This window comes from Sphingobacteriaceae bacterium, from assembly GCA_002319075.1.
Classification (GTDB): Bacteria; Bacteroidota; Bacteroidia; order B-17B0; family Aurantibacillaceae; genus Aurantibacillus.
In genome coordinates, this window is record NVQB01000001.1 from 2873355 (window position 1) to 2894154 (window position 20800).

Annotated in this window: 20 protein-coding genes; 3 read left to right on the forward strand and 17 right to left on the reverse strand. The window is 36.9% G+C overall.

The genetic code is table 11. The annotated features are described in order from the left end of the window. Positions 1–7 precede the first annotated feature (7 nt). Entirely contained in the window at positions 8–964 is a 957-nt protein-coding gene (locus tag CNR22_12475) for an alpha/beta hydrolase (GenBank protein PBQ32551.1), read from the reverse strand. Between the two features lie 115 nt (positions 965–1079). On the opposite strand from CNR22_12475, the gene CNR22_12480 reads away from it, so the two are divergent. Further along, positions 1080–1715 carry an inorganic pyrophosphatase gene (locus tag CNR22_12480; GenBank protein PBQ32552.1) on the forward strand — a complete coding sequence of 212 codons (636 nt, stop codon included), beginning with the start codon at positions 1080–1082 and terminating at the stop codon, positions 1713–1715. A gap of 187 nt (positions 1716–1902) precedes the next feature. Here CNR22_12480 and galE read toward each other — a convergent pair whose 3' ends face one another. Beyond that, complete coding sequence (gene galE / locus CNR22_12485; protein ID PBQ34893.1) at positions 1903–2922, reverse strand: UDP-glucose 4-epimerase GalE; 1020 nt, start codon at positions 2920–2922, stop codon at positions 1903–1905. A 133-nt stretch (positions 2923–3055) separates the two neighbouring features. Here galE and CNR22_12490 point away from each other — a divergent pair, with 133 nt between their 5' ends. Then, positions 3056–4057, forward strand: a complete 1002-nt coding sequence (locus tag CNR22_12490) for a hypothetical protein (protein ID PBQ32553.1) — start codon at positions 3056–3058, stop codon at positions 4055–4057. On the opposite strand, the gene CNR22_12495 is transcribed toward CNR22_12490, so the two are convergent. The 3 genes from CNR22_12495 to CNR22_12505 are packed head-to-tail and all read right to left on the reverse strand — an operon-like array spanning position 4051 to position 6793. Continuing rightward, positions 4051–4812 carry a hypothetical protein gene (locus CNR22_12495; protein PBQ32554.1) on the reverse strand — a complete coding sequence of 254 codons (762 nt, stop codon included), beginning with the start codon at positions 4810–4812 and terminating at the stop codon, positions 4051–4053. The genes CNR22_12490 and CNR22_12495 overlap by 7 nt on opposite strands. Beyond that, on the reverse strand, positions 4800–5540 hold the full coding sequence (locus CNR22_12500; GenBank protein PBQ32555.1) for a hypothetical protein: 741 nt from the start codon (positions 5538–5540) through the stop codon (positions 4800–4802). Before CNR22_12500 ends, CNR22_12495 begins: the two co-directional genes overlap by 13 nt. Continuing rightward, positions 5537–6793, reverse strand: a complete 1257-nt coding sequence (locus CNR22_12505) for a hypothetical protein (protein ID PBQ32556.1) — start codon at positions 6791–6793, stop codon at positions 5537–5539. Before CNR22_12505 ends, CNR22_12500 begins: the two co-directional genes overlap by 4 nt. Between CNR22_12505 and CNR22_12510 the strand changes: the two genes are divergently transcribed. Beyond that, complete coding sequence (locus CNR22_12510) at positions 6786–8132, forward strand: hypothetical protein (protein ID PBQ32557.1); 1347 nt, start codon at positions 6786–6788, stop codon at positions 8130–8132. The two genes, CNR22_12505 and CNR22_12510, sit on opposite strands and share 8 nt — an antisense overlap. Before the next feature lies 1 nt (position 8133). On the opposite strand, the gene asnB is transcribed toward CNR22_12510, so the two are convergent. The 12 genes from asnB to CNR22_12570 form a co-directional block, all read right to left on the reverse strand. After that, complete coding sequence (gene asnB / locus CNR22_12515) at positions 8134–10038, reverse strand: asparagine synthase (glutamine-hydrolyzing) (protein ID PBQ32558.1); 1905 nt, start codon at positions 10036–10038, stop codon at positions 8134–8136. Between the two features lie 46 nt (positions 10039–10084). Then, positions 10085–10951 carry a hypothetical protein gene (locus tag CNR22_12520; GenBank protein ID PBQ32559.1) on the reverse strand — a complete coding sequence of 289 codons (867 nt, stop codon included), beginning with the start codon at positions 10949–10951 and terminating at the stop codon, positions 10085–10087. Between the two features lie 140 nt (positions 10952–11091). After that, positions 11092–11919 carry a hypothetical protein gene (locus tag CNR22_12525; protein ID PBQ32560.1) on the reverse strand — a complete coding sequence of 276 codons (828 nt, stop codon included), beginning with the start codon at positions 11917–11919 and terminating at the stop codon, positions 11092–11094. Continuing rightward, positions 11904–12656 carry a hypothetical protein gene (locus CNR22_12530; protein PBQ32561.1) on the reverse strand — a complete coding sequence of 251 codons (753 nt, stop codon included), beginning with the start codon at positions 12654–12656 and terminating at the stop codon, positions 11904–11906. The genes CNR22_12525 and CNR22_12530 overlap by 16 nt, the downstream gene beginning before the upstream one ends. After that, positions 12656–13750, reverse strand: coding sequence for a hypothetical protein (locus tag CNR22_12535; protein ID PBQ32562.1), 1095 nt, complete (start codon positions 13748–13750; stop codon positions 12656–12658). The genes CNR22_12530 and CNR22_12535 overlap by 1 nt, the downstream gene beginning before the upstream one ends. Further along, a complete protein-coding gene (locus CNR22_12540) occupies positions 13743–14462 on the reverse strand; it encodes a hypothetical protein (GenBank protein PBQ32563.1) in 720 nt (239 codons plus the stop codon). The genes CNR22_12535 and CNR22_12540 overlap by 8 nt, the downstream gene beginning before the upstream one ends. Positions 14463–14464: 2 nt before the next feature. Continuing rightward, positions 14465–15229, reverse strand: coding sequence for a hypothetical protein (locus CNR22_12545; protein PBQ32564.1), 765 nt, complete (start codon positions 15227–15229; stop codon positions 14465–14467). Continuing rightward, positions 15226–16245 carry a hypothetical protein gene (locus CNR22_12550; GenBank protein PBQ32565.1) on the reverse strand — a complete coding sequence of 340 codons (1020 nt, stop codon included), beginning with the start codon at positions 16243–16245 and terminating at the stop codon, positions 15226–15228. Before CNR22_12550 ends, CNR22_12545 begins: the two co-directional genes overlap by 4 nt. Positions 16246–16294: 49 nt before the next feature. Then, entirely contained in the window at positions 16295–17386 is a 1092-nt protein-coding gene (locus tag CNR22_12555) for a hypothetical protein (GenBank protein PBQ32566.1), read from the reverse strand. Positions 17387–17463: 77 nt separating this feature from the next. Continuing rightward, the gene (locus CNR22_12560; protein PBQ32567.1) at positions 17464–18378 is read right to left on the reverse strand and encodes a hypothetical protein; all 915 of its coding nucleotides are present in this window, start codon (positions 18376–18378) and stop codon (positions 17464–17466) included. 4 nt (positions 18379–18382) lie between these two features. Then, on the reverse strand, positions 18383–19600 hold the full coding sequence (locus CNR22_12565; GenBank protein PBQ32568.1) for a hypothetical protein: 1218 nt from the start codon (positions 19598–19600) through the stop codon (positions 18383–18385). Between the two features lie 96 nt (positions 19601–19696). Further along, the gene (locus CNR22_12570) at positions 19697–20791 is read right to left on the reverse strand and encodes a hypothetical protein (protein ID PBQ32569.1); all 1095 of its coding nucleotides are present in this window, start codon (positions 20789–20791) and stop codon (positions 19697–19699) included. Positions 20792–20800: the final 9 nt, after the last annotated feature.

The window sequence follows — 20800 nt, forward strand, 5'->3', positions numbered from 1 at the left end:
GAGATCCTTAGTTGGTTGTATCCCTTTCTTTCATGAATAAGCTAACATCGTCTGTCCATTTAACCTTATATTTTTTAAGATAATTTTCGTGTCCTGCCAAAGGATAAGTACAAAGTTTTTTAGGACCTTTCAGATTTTTATAGATTTCATCGATTTCTTTTCTGGAGACATCCATGTCTTTCTCTCCGAACATTAGCAAGGTGGGGCAGGAGATGTATTTAGCGTACTCTTGTGGGTTGTGTCTGAAAGCGTTAAAGTTATTTTCAAGGCCACCCCAAAAAACGAGCAAATGCGCCATCGGGAAAGAGGGCACTTTTAATATATCAAAACGTGCTTTCACAGTTTTGAGCATCGTTCCAAAAGGGCATTCAACTAATACGCCTTTAACAGATAGTGAATAGTCTTTCTGAGCCTTCATAATTGCTGCTGCTCCCATGGATGTTCCGAACAGGAAAATATTTTTTTCACCCTGCTGTTTTATGTAATCGAAAGATTCCTTCACTTGCAGTGCTTCATAAAACCCGATGGTTGTTTGATTTCCCTCAGATGCCCCGGAGCCCATAAAATCAAGCACAAGGGCGTTATAACCAAGCTTTAAAAACACTTCAGCTTTATCAAGCATAGAGCTTTTGTTTCCTCCGTAGCCATGAAAAATAATAATTGTGCCTTTGCTGGAGTCGGTTTTCATTAGCCAACCTTCCACGTTTTTATTGCTTTGAATCTTAACTGTTTCAAATGACCGCGAGGGAAAAAATGTATTTGCAGGCCGGGGGTTGTTTACGCCAAAGGCGAGTGTTTTTATTTTTTCCGCAAAGCTTATTTGGTCTGGTTTAGATGTCTTGCGGGAAATCGAAGGATCGTAGTGCGTAAATTTGTAAGCGTGAAAGGCTGCTACAACATTCATCAGAACGACAATTGCAATCAGTAGCCTGAATATATTCTTGCGGACGGTTTTTCGGGACATGTAAAAGCAATAACGCGGTATTTGTTGCATTTAGTATAGAATTTTAAAAATTTGGGATAACATATACTTAATGTTCTCTTATCTTTGATGCTGTAAATTTACCCAGTATAAAAAAATGAAAGTACAGTTATTTAAGCCTCATCCCTGGCATGGAATTCCAATAGGAGAAAACTGCCCATCGATTGTAACAGCCTATATAGAAATGGTTCCGGCTGACACGGTGAAATATGAAATTGATAAATTAACGGGTTATAGAAAAGTAGATCGTCCACAAAAGTTTTCGAACTATGTTCCGGCTCTTTATGGGTTTGTTCCACAAACTTTTTGTGATGAAGAAGTAAGAGCGTATGCGGAGCTAATGTCGGGAAAGAAAGTGGATAGGGGAGATGGAGATCCTTTGGATATTTGTGTTTTAACTGAACGCAACATTACAAGTGGAGACATTATTCTCGAAGCTATACCTATCGGAGGTTTTAGAATGTTAGATTCGGGCGAAGCAGATGATAAAATTATTGCTGTTTTAAAACAAGATGAAATTTATGGTAATCTGAAAGATGTGGCAGACTGTCCTGCAACTCTTATTAACCGTTTAAAACATTATTTTCTTACTTACAAAAATATGCCCGGACAAGAAAACAAAGCGGTAGAGATTACTCATACCTATGGCGCAAAGGAAGCGCAGGAAGTTATTTTACGAAGCATCAAAGATTACAACAACAAATACAAATCGCATTTGGAGATTGGCGTTTAAGGTCCAAGTCCTCAGATGATGTGGATTTACATAGAGGAGTGCAGGTGCATTGATCTCTGGTTTAAAACGAGTCTGATAAGTTTAGAAAGTAAAGATTTTTAGGGATATAGTTACAGGAGAATTGCTCAGATAGGGAGTTTACTGACGTTAAAGCTTATCTGTACATTCGGTAAAGTCTCTGGCAACCTTACGAGTCGAGATGCTGTTGCCATTTCCACGCGCTTAGCATCATATCATCCAACGAAAATTCAGGCTGCCATCCTAACTCTTTTTTGGAATAAGTGTTGTCAGCATACACCGAAATAACGTCACCAGGGCGTCTGGGGCCAATTTTATAATCTAATTTTTTACCAGAAACTTTTTCAAACGAACGAATTGCTTCTAAAACACTAACACCATTTCCGGTGCCCAGATTAAATAAAGAAGTAGCGTTTTTATTTTTTCCTTCTACAAGATAGTTAAGAGCTTTTACATGCGCGTCTGCAATGTCGCTCACATGAATGTAGTCGCGTATACAAGAGCCATCCCGGGTATCGTAATCATCTCCGAAAACTGTCAGACTGTTTTTGCCAACTGCAGTTTGTGTGATGATAGGAACTAAATTATTTGGTTTTGCTATTGGAAATTCGCCGATTTTACCGCTAATGTGTGCACCTACAGGATTAAAGTATCTAAGAAGTACTGCGTTAAATCCGGGAGTTGCTTTGCAGAAAAAAGTAATGAGTTCTTCACCTATTTGTTTTGTGTGAGCATAGGGACTTTCCGCTTGTTTCATCGGGGTGCTTTCCGTTACTGGTAATTCATCAGAATTTCCATATACAGAACAGGAGGAAGAAAAAATAAAATTTTTAATTTTCTTTTCCGCTGCAAATTTCAGCATGTTTATCAACGAGGAATTATTGTTCTGGTAATAAGATAAGGGGTCGGAAACCGAATTAGGAACTGACTTAAAAGCAGCAAAATGTATGATGCCTATGATGTCTGGAATTTTTGAAAGCTCTTCAAAAACCTTTTTTTCGTCACAAAGGTCAATATCTATAAATTCAAATCCCCTGTTGGTTATGCTTTTTACTTTGTTATACGAATCAGGATTTGAATTTGAAAAATTATCTACTGAAACCACGCGGTAATTGGTTTTGTTCAATAATTCAATTAATGTGTGTGAGCCTATGTAGCCCGCTCCGCCTGTAACTATAATGCTTTGCATAAGCATTAAAGATAAATAAAATTTTGTAAAGCTTCAGAATAATTAATACTTTTATTTTTTTCAAAACCTTCTTTTTATCCTACCGACAACAATCCGGTGTCGACGAATTCAAAAAGATAGTTGAATCGATAATATGAGACTGCTCAGGAACTTTTTATTTAAAACACTTTATTGGTTTAAGATCGGCAATTATTTACTTAGCAGAAATAGAAAGCGGGGACAAATACCTGTTTTGGTTTTTCATAAAATCATTCCTGAATACGATGGCATTTGGCCAGGCATTCATCCCAAACTCTTTGAAGAGATGATCCTGCTTCTTAAGAAGCACTACACTATTTTGCCTTTGCATTATTTGCATAGCAGGCCGGAAACCGATTTCAGCAGAGCTTGTTTCATAACCTTTGATGATGGTTACAAAGATTACCTGGATTATGCTTATCCTATCTTAAAAAGACATAATGCACACTCCACTCTTTTTGTATTGCCATACAATCTTTCTAATCACGGGCATATCTGGACCTCTACTATTATTTATTTTGTGAAACACTACTGGTTTTCCGAAATCAGGGATTTCTTTTTTCAACATGGCCAAAAAATCAATTTTCGCGATAAATTCAATGACTTTTATTTAAACCTTACCATTACAAAACATCTTTGTCAGTTACGTCAGGTAGAACGCCAGGTGATTATTGATACTTTACAAAAAAAGTTCGAACAGGATAACCGCATTATTGAAAAAGAACTGTTGAGTTTTGATGAATTAAGGAAACTTGATTCTGAGTTTGTAAGTGTTGCCTCGCACAGTCTTACACATCCGAGTTTTATTTTAGAATCGGATGAAACTTTTATTGATTATGAGATGCGGGAATCCAAGATGAGTATTGAGCGCGAACTAAAATTAGAAGCCTCCTCTTTCGCTTTTCCTTTCGCTCGTCACAACGAGTTATCTTTAGATACGGTGAAAAAATACTATAAAATGTGCTTTACAAAGATCAACGACCTGGTAGATTTGAATCGTTTAAAGAAGGATAAAAATTATTACTACGATCTTCCCAGATTTAATATTCACCAGGATAGCGCGGAGGAATTATTTTTGCTCATTAACGGCTTTCATAATAAAATCAAAGGTCAATAATCCTTTATGGCGGTTGCAAAAATCCAGTCTTCAAGGTTAGTGTTTTCTCTTTTTTCGCCGCTTTTTGTAAAAAATTCAATTTCGGTAAACCCTGCTTCGTCTAGTTGAGTTCTTAAATAAGCGGGAGATGTGTAAAATGTCTGTAAGCTGTAATCGTGCGCTGAATCGTTGATGATTGCAAAATCTTTTTCAAAAATTTCTTTAGACTTTAATTTTCTACCAAGAAAAGGTAATAATTTCAAGAAGGTTTTAATGTTAATAACGATGGAATTTGATTTATTCAGCCAGGGCTTCACGTTAAATGTCGGGTGATTTTTGTTGTGCGTGGAGAAAAAGAAAATACCTTTTGGTTTTAAAACTCTAAACACTTCACTAAGTATTTTTTTTCGCCCGTCAGCATCCACATAATCGATGCCATTGAAAGAAAAATTAACGAAGTCAAAAGTACTGTCTTTAAACGTTGATAAATCTCTGGCGTCCATTACGAGGCTTTCGATCGTGAAAAGCTTATTGACTTCTTTTACAAAATTAGCCGAATAATCAATGCCGGTGTACTTTTTGCAGAGTGGATAAAGAAATCTCGTAGTTCTTCCGCCTCCAATGCCAATGTCGAGCACAGTCCCTTCTTTCAAAACTTCACCATGCTTTTCAAAAATAAACTTTTCTACCGGAACGAGAGCGTTTAAATTTTTATACCAATTCACAACTTGTTTCGAGTTGTAAACCTCCAGGTTATTATCCTTTATCTTTTGCATGTTGCTATTATTTTGAGAAGGAGGTTTTTGTAAATAACACCGGTGTACTCTTGTACTTTTAATTTTGTGAATTGCTCTTTAAATGCATTGATATTTAAAAGTACTTTGTCGCTTTGGCCCTCGTACCAGCCTCCAAAATCATAAAACTTAACATCCAGTTTCTTAAATTCAAGAATATCGAGCCAATGCAGGGCTCTGTGTGCTTTCCCGCTGTTTGATGAGTTTATGCCAGGTGTCTGGTCAGTTTGGAAGGAACTAAGATTAGTTGCTCTTTCTTTTGTAACTCTGTAAAAATTGATATAAATAAATTTGTTTTCCTGTTTGATGTAAGAAATAGCAAGAATTCCATTTTTGTTGTAAGCTTTTAAACGGAACCTTTCTGCTAAACGGATGTTTTTTTTTGAAGCAAAAGCATCGAAAAGGTCCATAAAATTTTTAAGCTCTTTCTCGGGAAGATTAAATATGACTTTGTGTTCAAAGTTCTGATTGCCGATAAATGAATTAATCTCAGATACAGTTCTGTGGTAAATCGTTTCGCGAATACGATCTTGAGATTGTGAAAGATCTATCAACAACGTATAAAATTCATTTAAAACATGTGCGTAATTTTTCGGGGATTGAATGCAGTAAATAATATCCGCGGTGTTCTCAATCTTGTCGGTCAAAAAATATTCGTTGACAGAAAAAATAAGCCTTTTATAGCGAATATGATTTATATTTTTAATCAAGCGTCGTGAGTCAGTTTTTTATAAATGCTTGTGTATTTTTGCACAGCCATTTTTGTATCGAAGTGATCCAGGGCTATTTTGCGGTATACACCTGGAGTTTTTTCGAGCTTTAAATAATTTTCACAAGCCCGCGCATATTCCTTGCTTGTAAAATCATTTAATAAGATTCCACCTTTGTGTTTATTGAAATACAGATCATTGTCGCCAATGCCTGCATTTGTAATTATGGGTAAATCCATTGCCCAGCATTCAGCCATTTTAGTGGGAGAAGAAGCAATCTTAGAATAAGAAGGTTTTATAAAAAAAATAGCGGCTTTTGCCAGGGCCAGGTAGCCAGGAACGTCCTTATGAGAACTACTGGTTGAAAAAATAAACGATTTATCTTCCTCCGAATAAGCACTCAAAACTTTTTGAAGTTCCTTAGCATCCTTTGTAAGTATCACTAATTTTAGATGCGGGATACTTTTTTTCCATTCAATCATGCAATCGATCATTTCTTTGGTGTAATACCAGGTGCCAATTGAACCGGTGTAAATAAAGAGCACATCGTTACTTTGTGTTTTTGGAAAAGAAATTTCTGTTTTATGTTCTTTGCTGAAGATCTGCATATCTGCACAACAAGGAATAACGCTTGTTTTTTTATTAATAAAATCGCTGCTGTAAGTTTTTCCGAGTTCGGCCACCGCAGCATTGGTAAGCGAAACGATCGCATCGGAACGCTTTATAAACTCTTGTTCTTTTTTCTTAAAATAGGAATAAAAGAAGCGCTGAATGAAATTGTTTTTTTTCCAGATGCCGCCATCGATACGTTCATCGGCCCAAAATCCCCGCATATCGAAGATAAAAGGAATGTTGTGTTTTTTTCGTAATGACAATCCAATAAGTGATGCCAGGTAACTTCTGCAATGAACCAGGCTTATTTTTTTATCCTTGCTTATTTTGCTGGCAAGACTTCGAATTTTTCGCACGTACTCTAATCGCGAAAGTGTTCCTCCAGCTTCATCATATAAAATATACTCCCATTGAATGGGTAAGTTTTTTATGAGTGATAAGATTGTGTGTTGTTCTTTTTCGAGCCTGTCCTTTTTTTCGCATGATAGAATATGGATGTAAAAACCTTGAGAGGCAATTCCACATAAATACGGTAAAATCTGCGATTGCCCAAGTGGATCGCTGAGTCCGTCGAATGTGATATAGAGAGTGTTTTTGTGCAATGGCTTTAATTCGTTAAATTTATCAGAGAAAATGGACATTTTTGACCTTATATTACCACCGCTCTACTTAATTCTTGTTCTGTATTTCGCTCATAAATTTACATTAAAACGCATTAGAAAAGAGCCGATTTACAAATATTTTATGCGCGGTTTGTTGCTCAAAATCTTTGGTGCAATTTGTCTGGGGCTGGTTTATTTTTTCTATTACACCGGTGGCGACACTGTAAATTATCACTATACGGCCTCAGCTCTTATTACTCTTCTTTTTGAGCGGCCTTATGACTTTATGTACATCTATTTTGACGAGCCATTAGTTTCGGAGTTTTACCTGATGAATTCGAATTATGATTTTACGTATTGGGTAAATGATTCTTATGCGTTCTTTGTTTCCAAGTGTTTTGTTCCTGTTATTTTGCTCTGTGGAAAAAGCTATATGGCTAGTGCTATTGTCATCGCGTCGCTTTGTTATCTTGGAGTCTGGCGGTTGTTCCTGGTGTTTGTAAGAGAGTTTCCCCATCTTGAGAAGCAATTAACCTGGTCTGTATTATACGTGCCTTCTGTTATTTTTTGGGGAAGCGGAATTATGAAAGACAGCGTAACGTTCTCTGCAACTTGTTTCTACGTACATGGATTTTACTGGTTTTTCACACAGCGTAGATGGAGAATTAAATACCTGGTTTCTCTCATTATGGGAGTTTATTTTTTATTATCTATTAAGCCCTATATACTTTTTGCCTTACTGCCGGGGTCAATTCTGTGGTTTGTGTCTCTTAGGGTAACACGTATAAAAAATAATTTTGTGAGGATTATGATTACGCCTACGCTCCTGGCTTTGGGTATAGGAATTGCCTTGTATACCCTGGAGCAACTGGGAGATTCATTGGGCGTTTATTCCCTTGAAAAAGTTATTAAAACGGCTTCCGGCGCCCAGCAGGATCTTAAGCAAAGTTATTATGGAGGAAACACTTTTAATATAGGAGACTATGAACCTACTGTAGCCGGCATGCTTTCTGTTGCGCATAAAGCGATTTTTGCAACGCTCTTCCGTCCTACACTTATCGATGTGAGAAATTTTGTGATGGGTGTTTGTGCAATTGAAAATACGTTTATTCTTGTCTTTACCGTTTACCTTATTATCCGGTTAAGAGTTTTTCGTTTTTTCAGTCTTATTACTTCACATCCTTTGTTGATGTTCTCTTTTATTTTTTCGATCTTTTTCGCATTTTCCGTGGGTGTATCCATTTCAAATTTTGGAACGCTGGTAAGGCTTAAGATCCCCTGTATTCCTTTCTATCTTTCTAGTCTGGTTATTTTGAATAGCATGGTGGAAAGTAAAATTCAGCAAAAAGTTAAGCGCATAAAGATGCTGCCAACCTAGATCAATTCATCCACTTTTTATACCACATCTGGAACATCAATAAGTACCAGATTTTTTGCCCTAATTCTTTTTTTCCGTCGTAAAAATTCTTAAGTAGTTGAGAAACGTAAGATGCATGAAAAACTCCGGACCGGTTTATTTGTTCGGGACTTAAATATTCTGTGACCAAAGGTTTAAGCTCTTTACAAAGCCAATTCTCAAGCGGAATAGCAAAGCCCATTTTTGGTCTGTCGAGCATTTTTTTCGGAACGTATTTGTGGGTTATTTCCCGGAGAATATATTTCTTAATGCCTTTGTGGTATTTGAAATCATCAGGCAACTGTGCAGCATACTCTATGATGCGATGATCAAGAAAGGGCTCTCTTCCTTCTAGTCCAAATGCCATGGTAGCACGATCCACTTTCTGAAGAATATCATCCAGCATGTAAGTCTGATAATCGATAGCCATCATATAAGAAAGATCAGTGTAAAATTCTTTTTTAAGTTCCTGTGCATGGTAGGCTGTGTTTAACGCTTGGTAAGGATGAGAGATCAAATTCTTAAACTCCTTTTCAGAATATTGCGTACTCATGCTAAACATAAATTTTTCAGCAGAAGGATCTCTGAGAAGCATTTTAAGTTTCTCGTACCGGTTTGCAAAATTATAGCGTTTACCTACCACAGGTAATTTTTCAGCAGATATTTTTGACATAATTCCTGCAGATAAATTTCTGAGTGGAGCGGGAATCTGGTTTAGAAATTTTCCCTGCTTTAATAAAAAGTCGTATCGGTTGTAGCCTGCAAAAACTTCGTCGCCCCCGTCTGCACTTAATACCACTTTTACTTTGTCACGCGAAAGTTTGCTCACCAACATTGTAGGAATGGCGCTTTGATCGCCAAAAGGCTCGTCGTAAATAGAAGTCAGGTAAGGAATTAAGTCAAGCGCATCTTTTTCTTCGCAATAAATTTCCGTATGATCTGTGCCCAGGTAGTTTGCTGTTTCTTTAGCGTAGGGTGCTTCATTAAGGGAAGAATCTTTAATGCCAATTGTAAAGGTTTGTAATTTTTTGGAACTCCCAGCCATCAATAGTGCTGTTAAACAAGTACTGTCATAACCTCCACTTAAAAATACGCCCACTGGAACGTCACTTACCATGCGGTACCTGAAGGCTGACATTAAAATATCTTCTGTTTGGGTTTTTGCGTCTTCGAAAGATATGTTAAGTTTCGGTTTATTATAAGCGTTGTAAACATTCCAATACTGGTGTTCGCTGATGGTTATTTTTTCAGGATTTATTTTTAAATAATGTCCGGCTTTTAATTTATAACAATGATTAAAAATGCAATAAGGAGTTGGTACGTTCCCATGCTGAGCAAATGCTGCAACGGCGTCGAGATTTAGTTCTTTCTTGAAGCCGGGGTGTTGATGAAAAGCTTTGAGCTCTGAAGCAAAAAGAAATAAATTATTTGCAAAATAATAGAAGAAAGGTTTTACACCAGCCCGGTCGCGCGCGCAATAAATTTCATTTTTTGCAGAATCATAAATCACAAATACAAACATGCCAATGAATTTTTCCAGGCAGTTTATTCCCCAAGCGTCAAAAGCCTGGAGTATGACTTCAGTATCTGAATCGCTTTGAAAAAAATTTCCGTTTTGCTGAAGTTCTTTTTTTATCTCCTTGTAGTTATATATTTCGCCGTTAAAAGTGATGTGCAGGTTTTTATGCTGCATGGGTTGGCTCCCGTTATTACTTAGATCGATGATTGAAAGACGGCGGTGAGCTAAACCCAGCTGGAAATTACCTTTTTCCTGCAGGAAAGTTCCTGACCCATCTGGACCTCTGTGTGCGAGCGTATCAGACATTTTAGTGAGAATGTCTGGTGTAGATTTTTTATTAAAATCTATAAATCCTGCAATGCCGCACATACTATAAATTCAGAATTTTGGAATTGTTTTTAATGGCTACCAATGGCTATTTTGCTAAAATAAGGGTATCTTCTTTTTCTTCCTGAAACTCCTTTTGTTTCGTGCCAAAGTGAGCTTTTGCATAGAGGGAAATTAGTAGCAAGCCCAAACAAACAGGCAATAAGTAGGTGCAAACATTCATTGTTTGATGCAAAAGTTTCATGTTTTTTGCAGGAAGTTTATTCACTTCGCCATAGGAATGTCTTTCTAAAATTTTATCAAATAACGGTCTTGGTAAACGTTTTTCGTAAGCCTTATAGAGCAAATCCTTTTTTGTGAGATAATAATCAAGGCTCATGTGACTATCTTCGATTACTCCCCAATCTGGTTCAATGCTAACATCGTAAAGGTGCCAGCCTCCCTGGTAATGTACCTCACACAAATAGTGACCCGGACCCTCGTCAAATCCAAGTCCAACACTCCGCACGTTAATACCTTTCTTTTTAAGTATTTCCATAAAGACAGAGGTTTGCTGACTGCAAATGGCTTCAGAATGATTCAGGATATCATCAGATATCACTATAAAAGAAATGTGCGACCAAAGCGTTTTTCCAACTAACCAGGCTATCCAGTTTTCAGAAAATGAATATTTGAGATCTTCGTGGTAAAAACGTTTTTTAATAATTTCGCTTAAATTCAACGCGTACTCTGTTGTATCAAATGAAACAGTTGTTTTATTTTTTTCATAAGTGGCATCAGCGTAGGCAATCAGTTGATTTAAAGTAGAAAATTTTTTCAGCTCCGCCGAATATTTTTCATTTTTAGATCTGTTGGGTTCGGCAGGCGTCCATAATTTAGCAAGAAGTGGAATCAGGCTTAGGGCAAATAAAACAAGGACTAATCTTTGTTTATGAGATCTTGAAAGTTGTAACATGTGTCTAGATAGTTCAACAAATAGCACTAAGGTTTCTTATGAAATAACAAGGTGCAATATACTACAATTATTTGACTTACAGGGTCTTAATTTGCATTTAAGCATGTTGGCAAAAACAAAAGAATCTGAAAAATTGGCGATTAACCCTTTAAAAGTACCTGCGAAATAACCTTAATTGCCAGACGAAAATTTTTTATCAATAAAGACTCTGTGAAACTAATACGAAATGTTTTGAGCTTTAACGCTAATGCGTAACGTGATGGTACAAGTTTGTTTTCTACAACAAGTGCGTAAAAAAGCACAAGGTCTCTTATGTTTTTCGGACTTATATTTTTAGACATGCTTTTTGAGTGGATGCGGTATTTCAATTTACAATTGCCGTTAACCTGAATTCCTTTTCCAAGTTTATTTAATTGTAATAGAAAAAAGCGATCTGCAGAATTCGATAATTTTTCCTCGAACAGAATTCCCCGCTCTTTAAACTCCTTTCGGATGAGGTAATTTGAGGGACAAGAGCAATAATTTGACTTATAGGTGCAAATCTCAAGTTCAACATCGTCGCAAACGGGTGCATACTCTATCCCAAGCTCTTCTCCTTTTTCATTGATTAAACTTGCGGCCGAACAAGCAAATAGAATTTCTTTATTTTTATCAAGCTCCTCAACCCGTTGCTTAATAAAATCTTTGTCGAGCACATCATCGGCATCCACAAATAAATAATAATCGCCTGAAGCTACCGCGCAACCTTTATTGCGGGCTGCAGACACGCCCTTATTTTTTTGGAACAGGTAAGTTAAGTTTTCAGCTTTAAATTCATTTACAAGTTCTTTGCTGGCATCTGTACTTCCATCATCTACTACAATAATTTCATAATTACTATACGACTGTTCTTGTATTGACTTTAACGTATCAACGATAAAAGAGGAGGCATTATAACAAGGTATGATAATGCTTACTTTACCTTGCATATTGCGAAGAAGGTTTTACATGTTTTAATTTCAGACAGATCAGAAACGAGTTCGTAATCTTCTTCTGTTGGATACATAGGAATGCCTGATAGCGCCCTCATAACGTAGTCCTGAAATGCCAGGGGAAGTTTTCTTATACCCCTCAGGTAAAAAAACCTTTCTGTAAGTTGCGCAAGTTTTGCTCCCAGACTTTTACGGTGTTTGTAGCGCGTGTATTGTTGTCCCAGTATAGTTACCTGAGGATAAACAGAATTAAGAACGGCTTGTAATTCTTCGTAGTTCCACTCCTGTGTATGAAAAGGATTTTTGGCCGAGCCTTCGGGAGTATTGATAGTTCTGTTAGGCGTTGATAAAAAAATAATTCCCCCGGTTTTAATAGTGCGTTTGAATTCTTTCAGAACCTCCAGGTAGTGGGTTGTGTGCTCAATCGTTTCAAAAGAAACGATGGTGTCAAAATAAGTATCCTCAAAAGGAAGAGCCGTAGCATCTGCCTGAATAAAATTTAAATTATTGCGCTTAAAGCTTTTTTTACATTGCTTAATAGCTTCTTCAGAAATATCTGCTCCCGTAACCTGCAATCCATGGGAAGCCATTCTGTCTGCTCCAAATCCCGATCCACAAGCGATGTCCAATGCCACAACTGGGGTTCGAATATATTCGAAAACCATATTGTAACGGTGAACATGTTCACCCCACCAGGGATTGTCTACGCTATTTTCTTGTCTCTCTGAAGACATTATTGTAATAATAAGTTTAAGTGTTTATTTATAGTTTCGGGCGATTTATTGAATCGGTTAAAAACAGTCTCTTTTAATTTATCTCCCATCAACGGGGAACTTTTTCCGTCGTAAATTTCTTCAAGGCAGGTAATCATGCCAGGCAGAGGATTTTCACGATTAACCATGTATCCGTTTTCTGTGTTCACTATATAATCTGAAAAATCACCCACGCCTTCGCAAACAATTACTTTTTTAGAGAAAATTGCCGCCTCTTTCACGGTATTACTGCTGGCTTCCGTGTAGGATGGATGAATTAAAATATCACAAGCGGAAACATAATTCATAACGTTTGTGGTATAACCGATAAAAAAAACATTTTTTTCAAGCTTTTCATCTGCTACTATTTGTTTGCAGAAGTCTAGTTCAGGTCCCGCATCCAAGGCTAATAATTTTACATCTTTCCCTTGTTTTACCAATGCACCAACGGCTTTGATAGCAAGATCGTTTCTTTTTAAGTTTACAAATCTGCCACATAACAACACTAGCAGTTTTGAAGGGAATTTGGTCTTTATTTCGTTTGATTGTATTGTAGTAGTGGCAAATTTAGTAAAATCATAAACATAAGGAACAAGCTTCACTTTTTCCGGCTTCACTTTTTCTTCAAACACCATATGGTTATAAATAACAGACGAAGGAACAACAATTTTCTTTGCTAAAAAATTTATGACCCTGTCGAAAAAATTAGACATTTTATTTTGCTCTATCAGATGATGCCGGTATGCCACCACTTTAGATTTCATAAAATATTGCGCTACTACCGCAATGATATTAGCCTGCTGCAAATGCGATTGCACAGCGGTAATATTATGCGAGTTACAAAATCTGATGAGGTAACGGACATGTTTTAAATAATACAAAAAGGGTCTCTTCTTTTCGATGTTGTAGGAATGAACTTCCACATTATTTTTTTCAAGAAGCTGGTGAAGATCACCTTTTTTGTCATGCGTCAACAAGAACACCTTATGTCCACGAGAGGCGAATTCACAGGCCAGCGTTTCGGTGGCATTACTGCGATTGTTGGATGGATAATATATCAGTAGAGTTTCAGGCATTTTCTTTTTTGCACCAATGTCTTTGTAAACCAAATTCGTATTCAGATTCCAGTACCGAGAATCCACAGGTTTTTATCAGGGCTTTCATCTCTACCCTGTCAAACTCGGTAATGTGATCAGCATCTGTGTAGATGAGATCCAGGTGAAGATCCTGGCGGTAATGATTCATATACGTTTTATCGAAATCGGGAACTTCAATATACATATAATTGATAAAAGGTTTGATACACAAGATCATTTTTTCAGGATCTTCAATGTGCTCGAGAATATGAGAGAGAATTAAAACGTCAAATGATACAGAATTTTTGGCTAAATAACTTTCTATGTCGCTATGAATAAATACAAGATTGTCTTTTTTAAATCTTTTATTAGCGCTTTCTATTGCCTCCCTGTCATAATCAATTCCCACTACATTTTTTGCTTTCGTGGCGATGGTTGCAGTAATCTGACCTGCGTGGCACCCCATATCAAGTACCGAATCGCTTTCTTTTATCAAACCTAATATGTGAGCATTCGATATTTTCCGGAGAGGATGATTTTCTGTGCTGTAGTAGTCAAAAGATTTTTCATGCGCCAGTCTCTCGAAGATCCATTCCAGATTTAAAAACAATTTAAATTTTGAAGTACTGCTTAAGAATGGAAGTTTGCTCAACCTGTAAATAAAGGAGAGCAACAGATTACTGTTTTTCTTTCTGGCTAGTTTTATTCCCATTTTTAATTTTTTGGTAAAAGCTGCACGTCAAATAAGTCGGCCTGGGAACAGAATTCTTCCTTACTCATGTGTTTTGATTTAAAGAGAATGTCATAATTTATGGCCCTTACAAAATCATAGATTTCCTGTAAAGATGAATTAAAGTTTGATAAAGCATTAGGATGTAAAGCAAGGTTTACTATTGGCCTGTCCTTTTTAAGTGTTTCCGCGGAGCCTAATAATACAAAGTATTCGGCACCCTCAGCGTCAATTTTTAAGAAATTTACTTTTTGTATAGAATTTTCACTCACAAAAGTATCTACGGAAGTTACATCTACCTCGATTCCCGAAATAGTATGGTCGCGTTGTACGGCTGATAAACTATTAGCAGCATCAATGTCTACATCTGACACGTTAAAAGTAGCTTTTCCTTTTTTATCTGATACGGCTGCCTGAACAGGCTTTGCAATATGCCCAATTGAATTGAGTGCAATGGTTTTCTGAAGAATGCTAAACGTAAATGGAGTTGGTTCAAAAGAAAATACCTTACCGCCAGGGCCTGTGAGATCTGAAAAAAGTTTTGTCATTAAACCAATTTGCGCACCAATGTCAAATATCACGTCATTTTTCTTTATCGTTTTTTTGAAAAATGAAACATTGTCGGTTTCATAATCTTTTTCGTAATACCTGTAAAAACGAAAGGGAAGTTTAACGGTAATTCCGGAAATTACTGTCTGCACGCCGTTTCGGTAGATAACTTCCAGAAGTTTGTAAATTAATTTTTTCATTTTACCAGTTCGTCAAATGTTTTCCTGTAATGTTCAATGGCATTCACTTCAGTAAATTTTTCCGCAGCTTGTTTTTCTTTAACAGAAATTTCTTGTTTCTCAAGCAAAGATAATCCAAAGAACCAGATAATTTTTTTAGCTAAGTCTTCAGAGGATAAATTTATTATTAAATCCGGATTTACTCCTTTTAAAATTTGTTTGGTGCCGGTGTAATTTGATACTATAATGGGAAGTCCCGCATGCATCGCTTCAATCGTAGAGGTTGGAAAAGCGTCTCCACGGGCAACGTGAATATTCAGATCGCTGTTTTTTATGTAACTGTCTATATCAGATTGATGACCTAAAAAGAATATGGTTTTCAGATCTTCGGGGTTAAATTTTCTGGTTAAACTCTTTATGTCCTCTTCACTCCAATCGCCTACAATGTAATACTTTAAACCGGGAAGGGTTTTTTTTGCCTGTAAGAAGGCTTCTACCATTATATCAAGACCCTTGTAGTAAATGCGTGCCGCACTTGGTCCGGAAGCGATGCTGATAAGGTTAAAACCTTTAAACTCAGGTTCAATTGCACGTAAACTATGAACTCTGCCAGTTGATGGGCCGAGAAAAGTGCAAAGTAATTTTGTTTTAATGTCAGGTCTCAGTGTCTGAATAATTTCGCGGATCATTTCACCTTCACAAAAAATAGCGTCGTAATTATTTAACAACCACTTGTGCATTATTCTACTGTAAAAAGGAATTTGTTTCGCCAGCATAAAATAAGGAAGCTGGTTTCCCATGTGTGAGATTATTTTTAAATGCTTTGGAAGGACACCGAGTTTCCGTGCTATAATTGGACTAAAATGCAGACCGTCGACAAGAATAAATTCAAAGCCGGAATATTTTTTGTAGTTCAGTGCGTTTTTAATCCAGGCGTACAAGTTCTTAAGTGCGCCAAAGCCTTGATCTTGCCATCGTAAGTCATCATCCACGGGCTTTGAAATAACGCCTAAAGAATGTGCCAAAGTCTTGTGCATGAAGTGCGGTCCAGGACGACCGTGAAGATATAGTATGCGTGTGTTCAAATTAATTTAAAATTTTGTTGTAAACAGACTCCAGTTTTTTCAGACTCTCTGAAAAATTATATTCCGAAACTACTGTCTTTCTTGCCTCTTGACCCAGTGCGTTTGAAATTGCGGGATTCGTGACGAGGTAACGGATTTTATCAGCAAGGTCGGAAGAATTACTTTTTTTAAATACAAGTCCGTTTTTTGCATCAGTAATAATTGAGGTTAGTTCTGGAATATCCGACACAATAACCGGTAACGCCATGGCCATTTTTTCTAACAGTGAAAGAGGAAGGCCTTCTTTATGGGAAGGAAAAACTGCAAGGTTTGCTTTTTGTAAGAGAATTCGCGGATCTGAGATCGCGCCGGTAAATTCTATGTCTTCCATGCAATCAAGTTGCCGGGCAAGTTTTTGAATTTTACCATTTAAACCATCAGGTCCCGCTATGTAAAGTTTTTTGTCGGTAATATCTGATAAGGAAGCCCATGATTTAACTAAAGTTTCATGCCCTTTTATTTCTTCGATGCGCGATATATAGACTACTACAAGGCCCTCAGGTTTAGTTGTGTTTTCCTTCCTCTGGAAAAAATCAACATTCACGCCATTTAAAATAGTGTGAATAGGTGTTTTTTTGGAGATGATGCTTCTTTGATAAAGCGATTTTTTAATTTCCTCTGAAACAGCAATAATATGAAAGCCCTTGTATAATTTTCGAAAAACCACCGATAATACAGTGCTTTTTATAATGCCTAAATCTTTTTTTCCAATTCTTAGGAGATGATCTGTAAAGAGACAAGGAACTTTGAGATCAAGAAAGTTGCGGAGAATTAATTCACGGGGACTGGTATGAAAATGAATTAGCTTCGGATTTATTTTCGTGATTAACTCGTTGATGGATTGAAAATGTTTAAAGCTTTCTTTTTTTCTTGTGATAAAACGCAGGTATCCCGTGATAGAATAGTCGTTGTCAAATTCAAAATTAAAATAGTAAAGTTCTATTTTTGGATTTAGCGGCACCACTTTAAAAATAGATTTTTCGGGATCAAAGAGATTCAGAGAAATAAAAGAAACGGAATACTTTTCCGGATCAAGTGCGTTTGCGCAATCCACGGCAACCTTTTCACTTCCTCCAATGTTAAGTGAATTAATTATATAAAGTATTTTGATTTTAGTTTCCAGTGTAAAAGTTATTTTTCAAAAATACCAATGATCGTATGTCCTTTGATCCTTTTTCTGAACTTTTTTACTAAAGGTCTGAACAAAACTTGTATTCCCGTTTTCCAGATCAGCTTCATTAAAAATTCATTTTTAAAAACAAATTTTCCAAGAGTATTATAAATAACTACGTCAATATGATTATCCTGCAAAGGTTCCGTCATAATCTTACGAAGCTTTAAGTCGTAGAGCCTCGAAATACCCAGCAAAGACTTTTCATCAAAAAGATTGACGTGATGCGGCGGCATATTCAAGTATTTACTGGGGTGAATATTAGATTTAAACAAGGCGCCGTTATTGGGAACAGCGATGATCAGCAATCCTCCTTTTTTTAATGCTTTTACAGAATCGGTCATTGCAGAATGAATGGCAGAAATGTGTTCCATCACCTGAAAAGAACAAACAACGTCGTAACTGTTTGCTTTGTTAGCCACATGATGTTCTAATAATTCATTTGTCAAATGAATCCCTCGTAGTTTGGCTTTTTCAATGGCTAAAGGATTTAGCTCCAAACCTACATAGGAAATATTTTTTAAAGCTTTAAGCTTTTGAAGGAACACACCGTCTCCAGGGCCAATTTCAAGCAAGGATTTGCCGGATTCTATCCATCCCGCCACCGCCAGATGTTCCCAGCGGTCGACACTATAGTACCAATCTTTTAATGAAAGCTTTTCATAAAATGCAGCATCGCCGTCAAGATTAAAAGGATAGTAGAAGCGGAGACTGGTTAAAGGGCATTCACATAAATAAATAGTCTCAATATCTCTAAAACTGGAAGAAATATCGAGGTCATAAATCTTTTTGTAGGCAACAACTATCTCCGAAGTTTTAACGGTGGAAATAATTGTTGCTTCACTAGAAGTATCAAATGGAGAATAAGCCTGCATATATTTAATCGATGGCTGTTACTTTCCAGCCTACGTTTTTATAAAACACTTTGTTCAGTTCGGGTTTTGGAAATTCGGGCGCATGCGATTCGGCTCCGCGGTCTACGCGAATAACGCAACATTCTTTTAGCACCTCAAAATCGTTGTGCTCGTTTCCTAGATAGAGATCAACAAGATAATCACCAGCCATTAAATTTATTTCGGGAAAACTTATTTCAAACATGCCTGAGTTAAGGCTTTCAGAAATCACATTTCCAACGTAATGCTTATTATTTACTGCAATAAGGGATGTGCCGGTGTAGTCCTTAATTACAATACCCAATACCGGATAATGCAAAGGTTCTTTTGTTTTGAAGTAAGCTCTGAATTTCAGATCATCTCCCATATGAACCGAATCACTCAAAACATTATTACTGGTTAATTCGAGCTTATAAATATTTTTATTTTTTATGTGCAATTGTCCGTTTTGAAAGTGCGCTAGCTCCGCAAGTTCGGAAGTATAGTGTTTGATGGTTTCATCCATGGTATCATCTGCGCCAACCTTGCCTTTACTTAAAAATATGCCGCGCCTGCAAAGTTCTTTCACCGCGCTCATATTATGACTCACAAATAAAATCGTACGCCCATCCCTACTCACATCTTCCATTTTATTGAGACATTTTTTCTGAAATTCAGCATCCCCAACGGCTAGCACTTCATCAATAATTAATATCTCTGGCTCCAGGAAAGCGGCAACTGCAAAAGCAAGTCTTAGCTGCATTCCGCTACTATAATGCTTTAGCGGCGTATTTAAAAATCTTTCTACACCCGAAAAGTCAACTATAGCGTCGAGCTGTTTTTCTATTTCGACGCGTTTCATCCCAAGAATACTTCCGTTTAAAAAAATATTTTCGCGACCGCTAAGTTCCGGATGAAATCCTGTTCCAACCTCTAATAACGATGCAATACGCCCTCTTGAGATAATGCTTCCGGAAGTAGGAGGAGTGATTTTACTGAGTATTTTCAGCAAGGTGGATTTACCGGCGCCGTTTTTTCCAATAATGCCGATAGTGTCGCCGGGCATCACATCGAAACTCACATCGTCTAAGGCCCAAAATTCTTCTTTGTTCGAGGAAGGTTTTAAAAAAGAAAAAAGATTTTCTCTTAAGCTCAAATAAGGCTTTGTATTCCCATGAATCTGGTATTTTTTACTGATCCTTTTTATTTCGAGAATTGGTTTCAACGCGGTAAATATACATAAAAGAAGGGATTTTGCAGTAAAGATCTTCGGTAGTTGGGCGGTCTTAAGTCCTTAACTAACAAGGCTTACGAAGCGGCACTAAATTTTAGAATACTGAAACTTATTTTTAAGCCGTAAAATTGGCTTTTCAATGAAATACCACGAAACTACTGCCATCAGGTAGGTTATAAGCAGTTCGAAAAGGAATAATGGTATGGCATTGACCTGTAGTTTAAAATGATAAACGCAAGACGCGGTAATTCCGAAAACAAGTGCGTGATAGAGGTAAATACCGTAACTGATTTTTCCGGTAAATTGCAGAAAACGCATCCTGAAGACCAGATGGATAAAGCTAGTGGAGTTTTCCCGGGAAACAAACCAGATTAAGAAATAAGAAACAACGACTGCCACAACAGATAAAGTTGCCTTCGCGATCGCGAGAAATTTTGAATTCACAAAATCTATGTTGTTTGTTATAACTACAGCCACAAGTAAACATATAGAAGGGATGAAGATTTTCCACGGGAAATATTTCTGGTCAAAAAACGCTTTCTCTAAGCTTAAAAATCCAAGAAAAGATCCAGCCATTAAGGCATCCAGATTGCCAGCCAACGAGAGTTGTAATAGTTGACTCGTAAATTCATTATAAAAAAAGGAAAGTAAAATGATTTTATAAAGCAAGCAGGCAACACCAATGAAAATGATGAGCCATCTTATTTTTTGTGTCGGGATTATTAAGATAAGCAGGGGCCAGAACACATAAAAAATTTCTTCCGAGGAGAGAGACCAGGTATGATTCATAATGCCGTTGCAATAGTCTGGTAACACATTATTGGAAATTGTAAAATTTTGAAGGTAAATTAAAAAGAGGGGTAGTTTGCTGAGGTCGGCATTTACAAGCATGCCCCAGACCACCGAAATAAGTAAAGCGAGATAGTAGATAGGAAAAATGCGTAAAGCCCTTTTCAGATAAAATGTTTTTAGAAAATCCGGAGAGTTTTTTTCCTGGATAAGGATGCGGGTGATTAAAAAGCCAGATAGTACAAAAAACATAGGAACTCCAATCCACAAAGCGCTAAAGATTGGAAACATGGAATGAAAACACAAAATAAAAATGGCGGCTAATCCCCTGAAACCATCTAAGGTGCTAAAATACTCAGACTTTAGTGTATGGTTCTGTTCAGAATGACTCATTTATGCGGA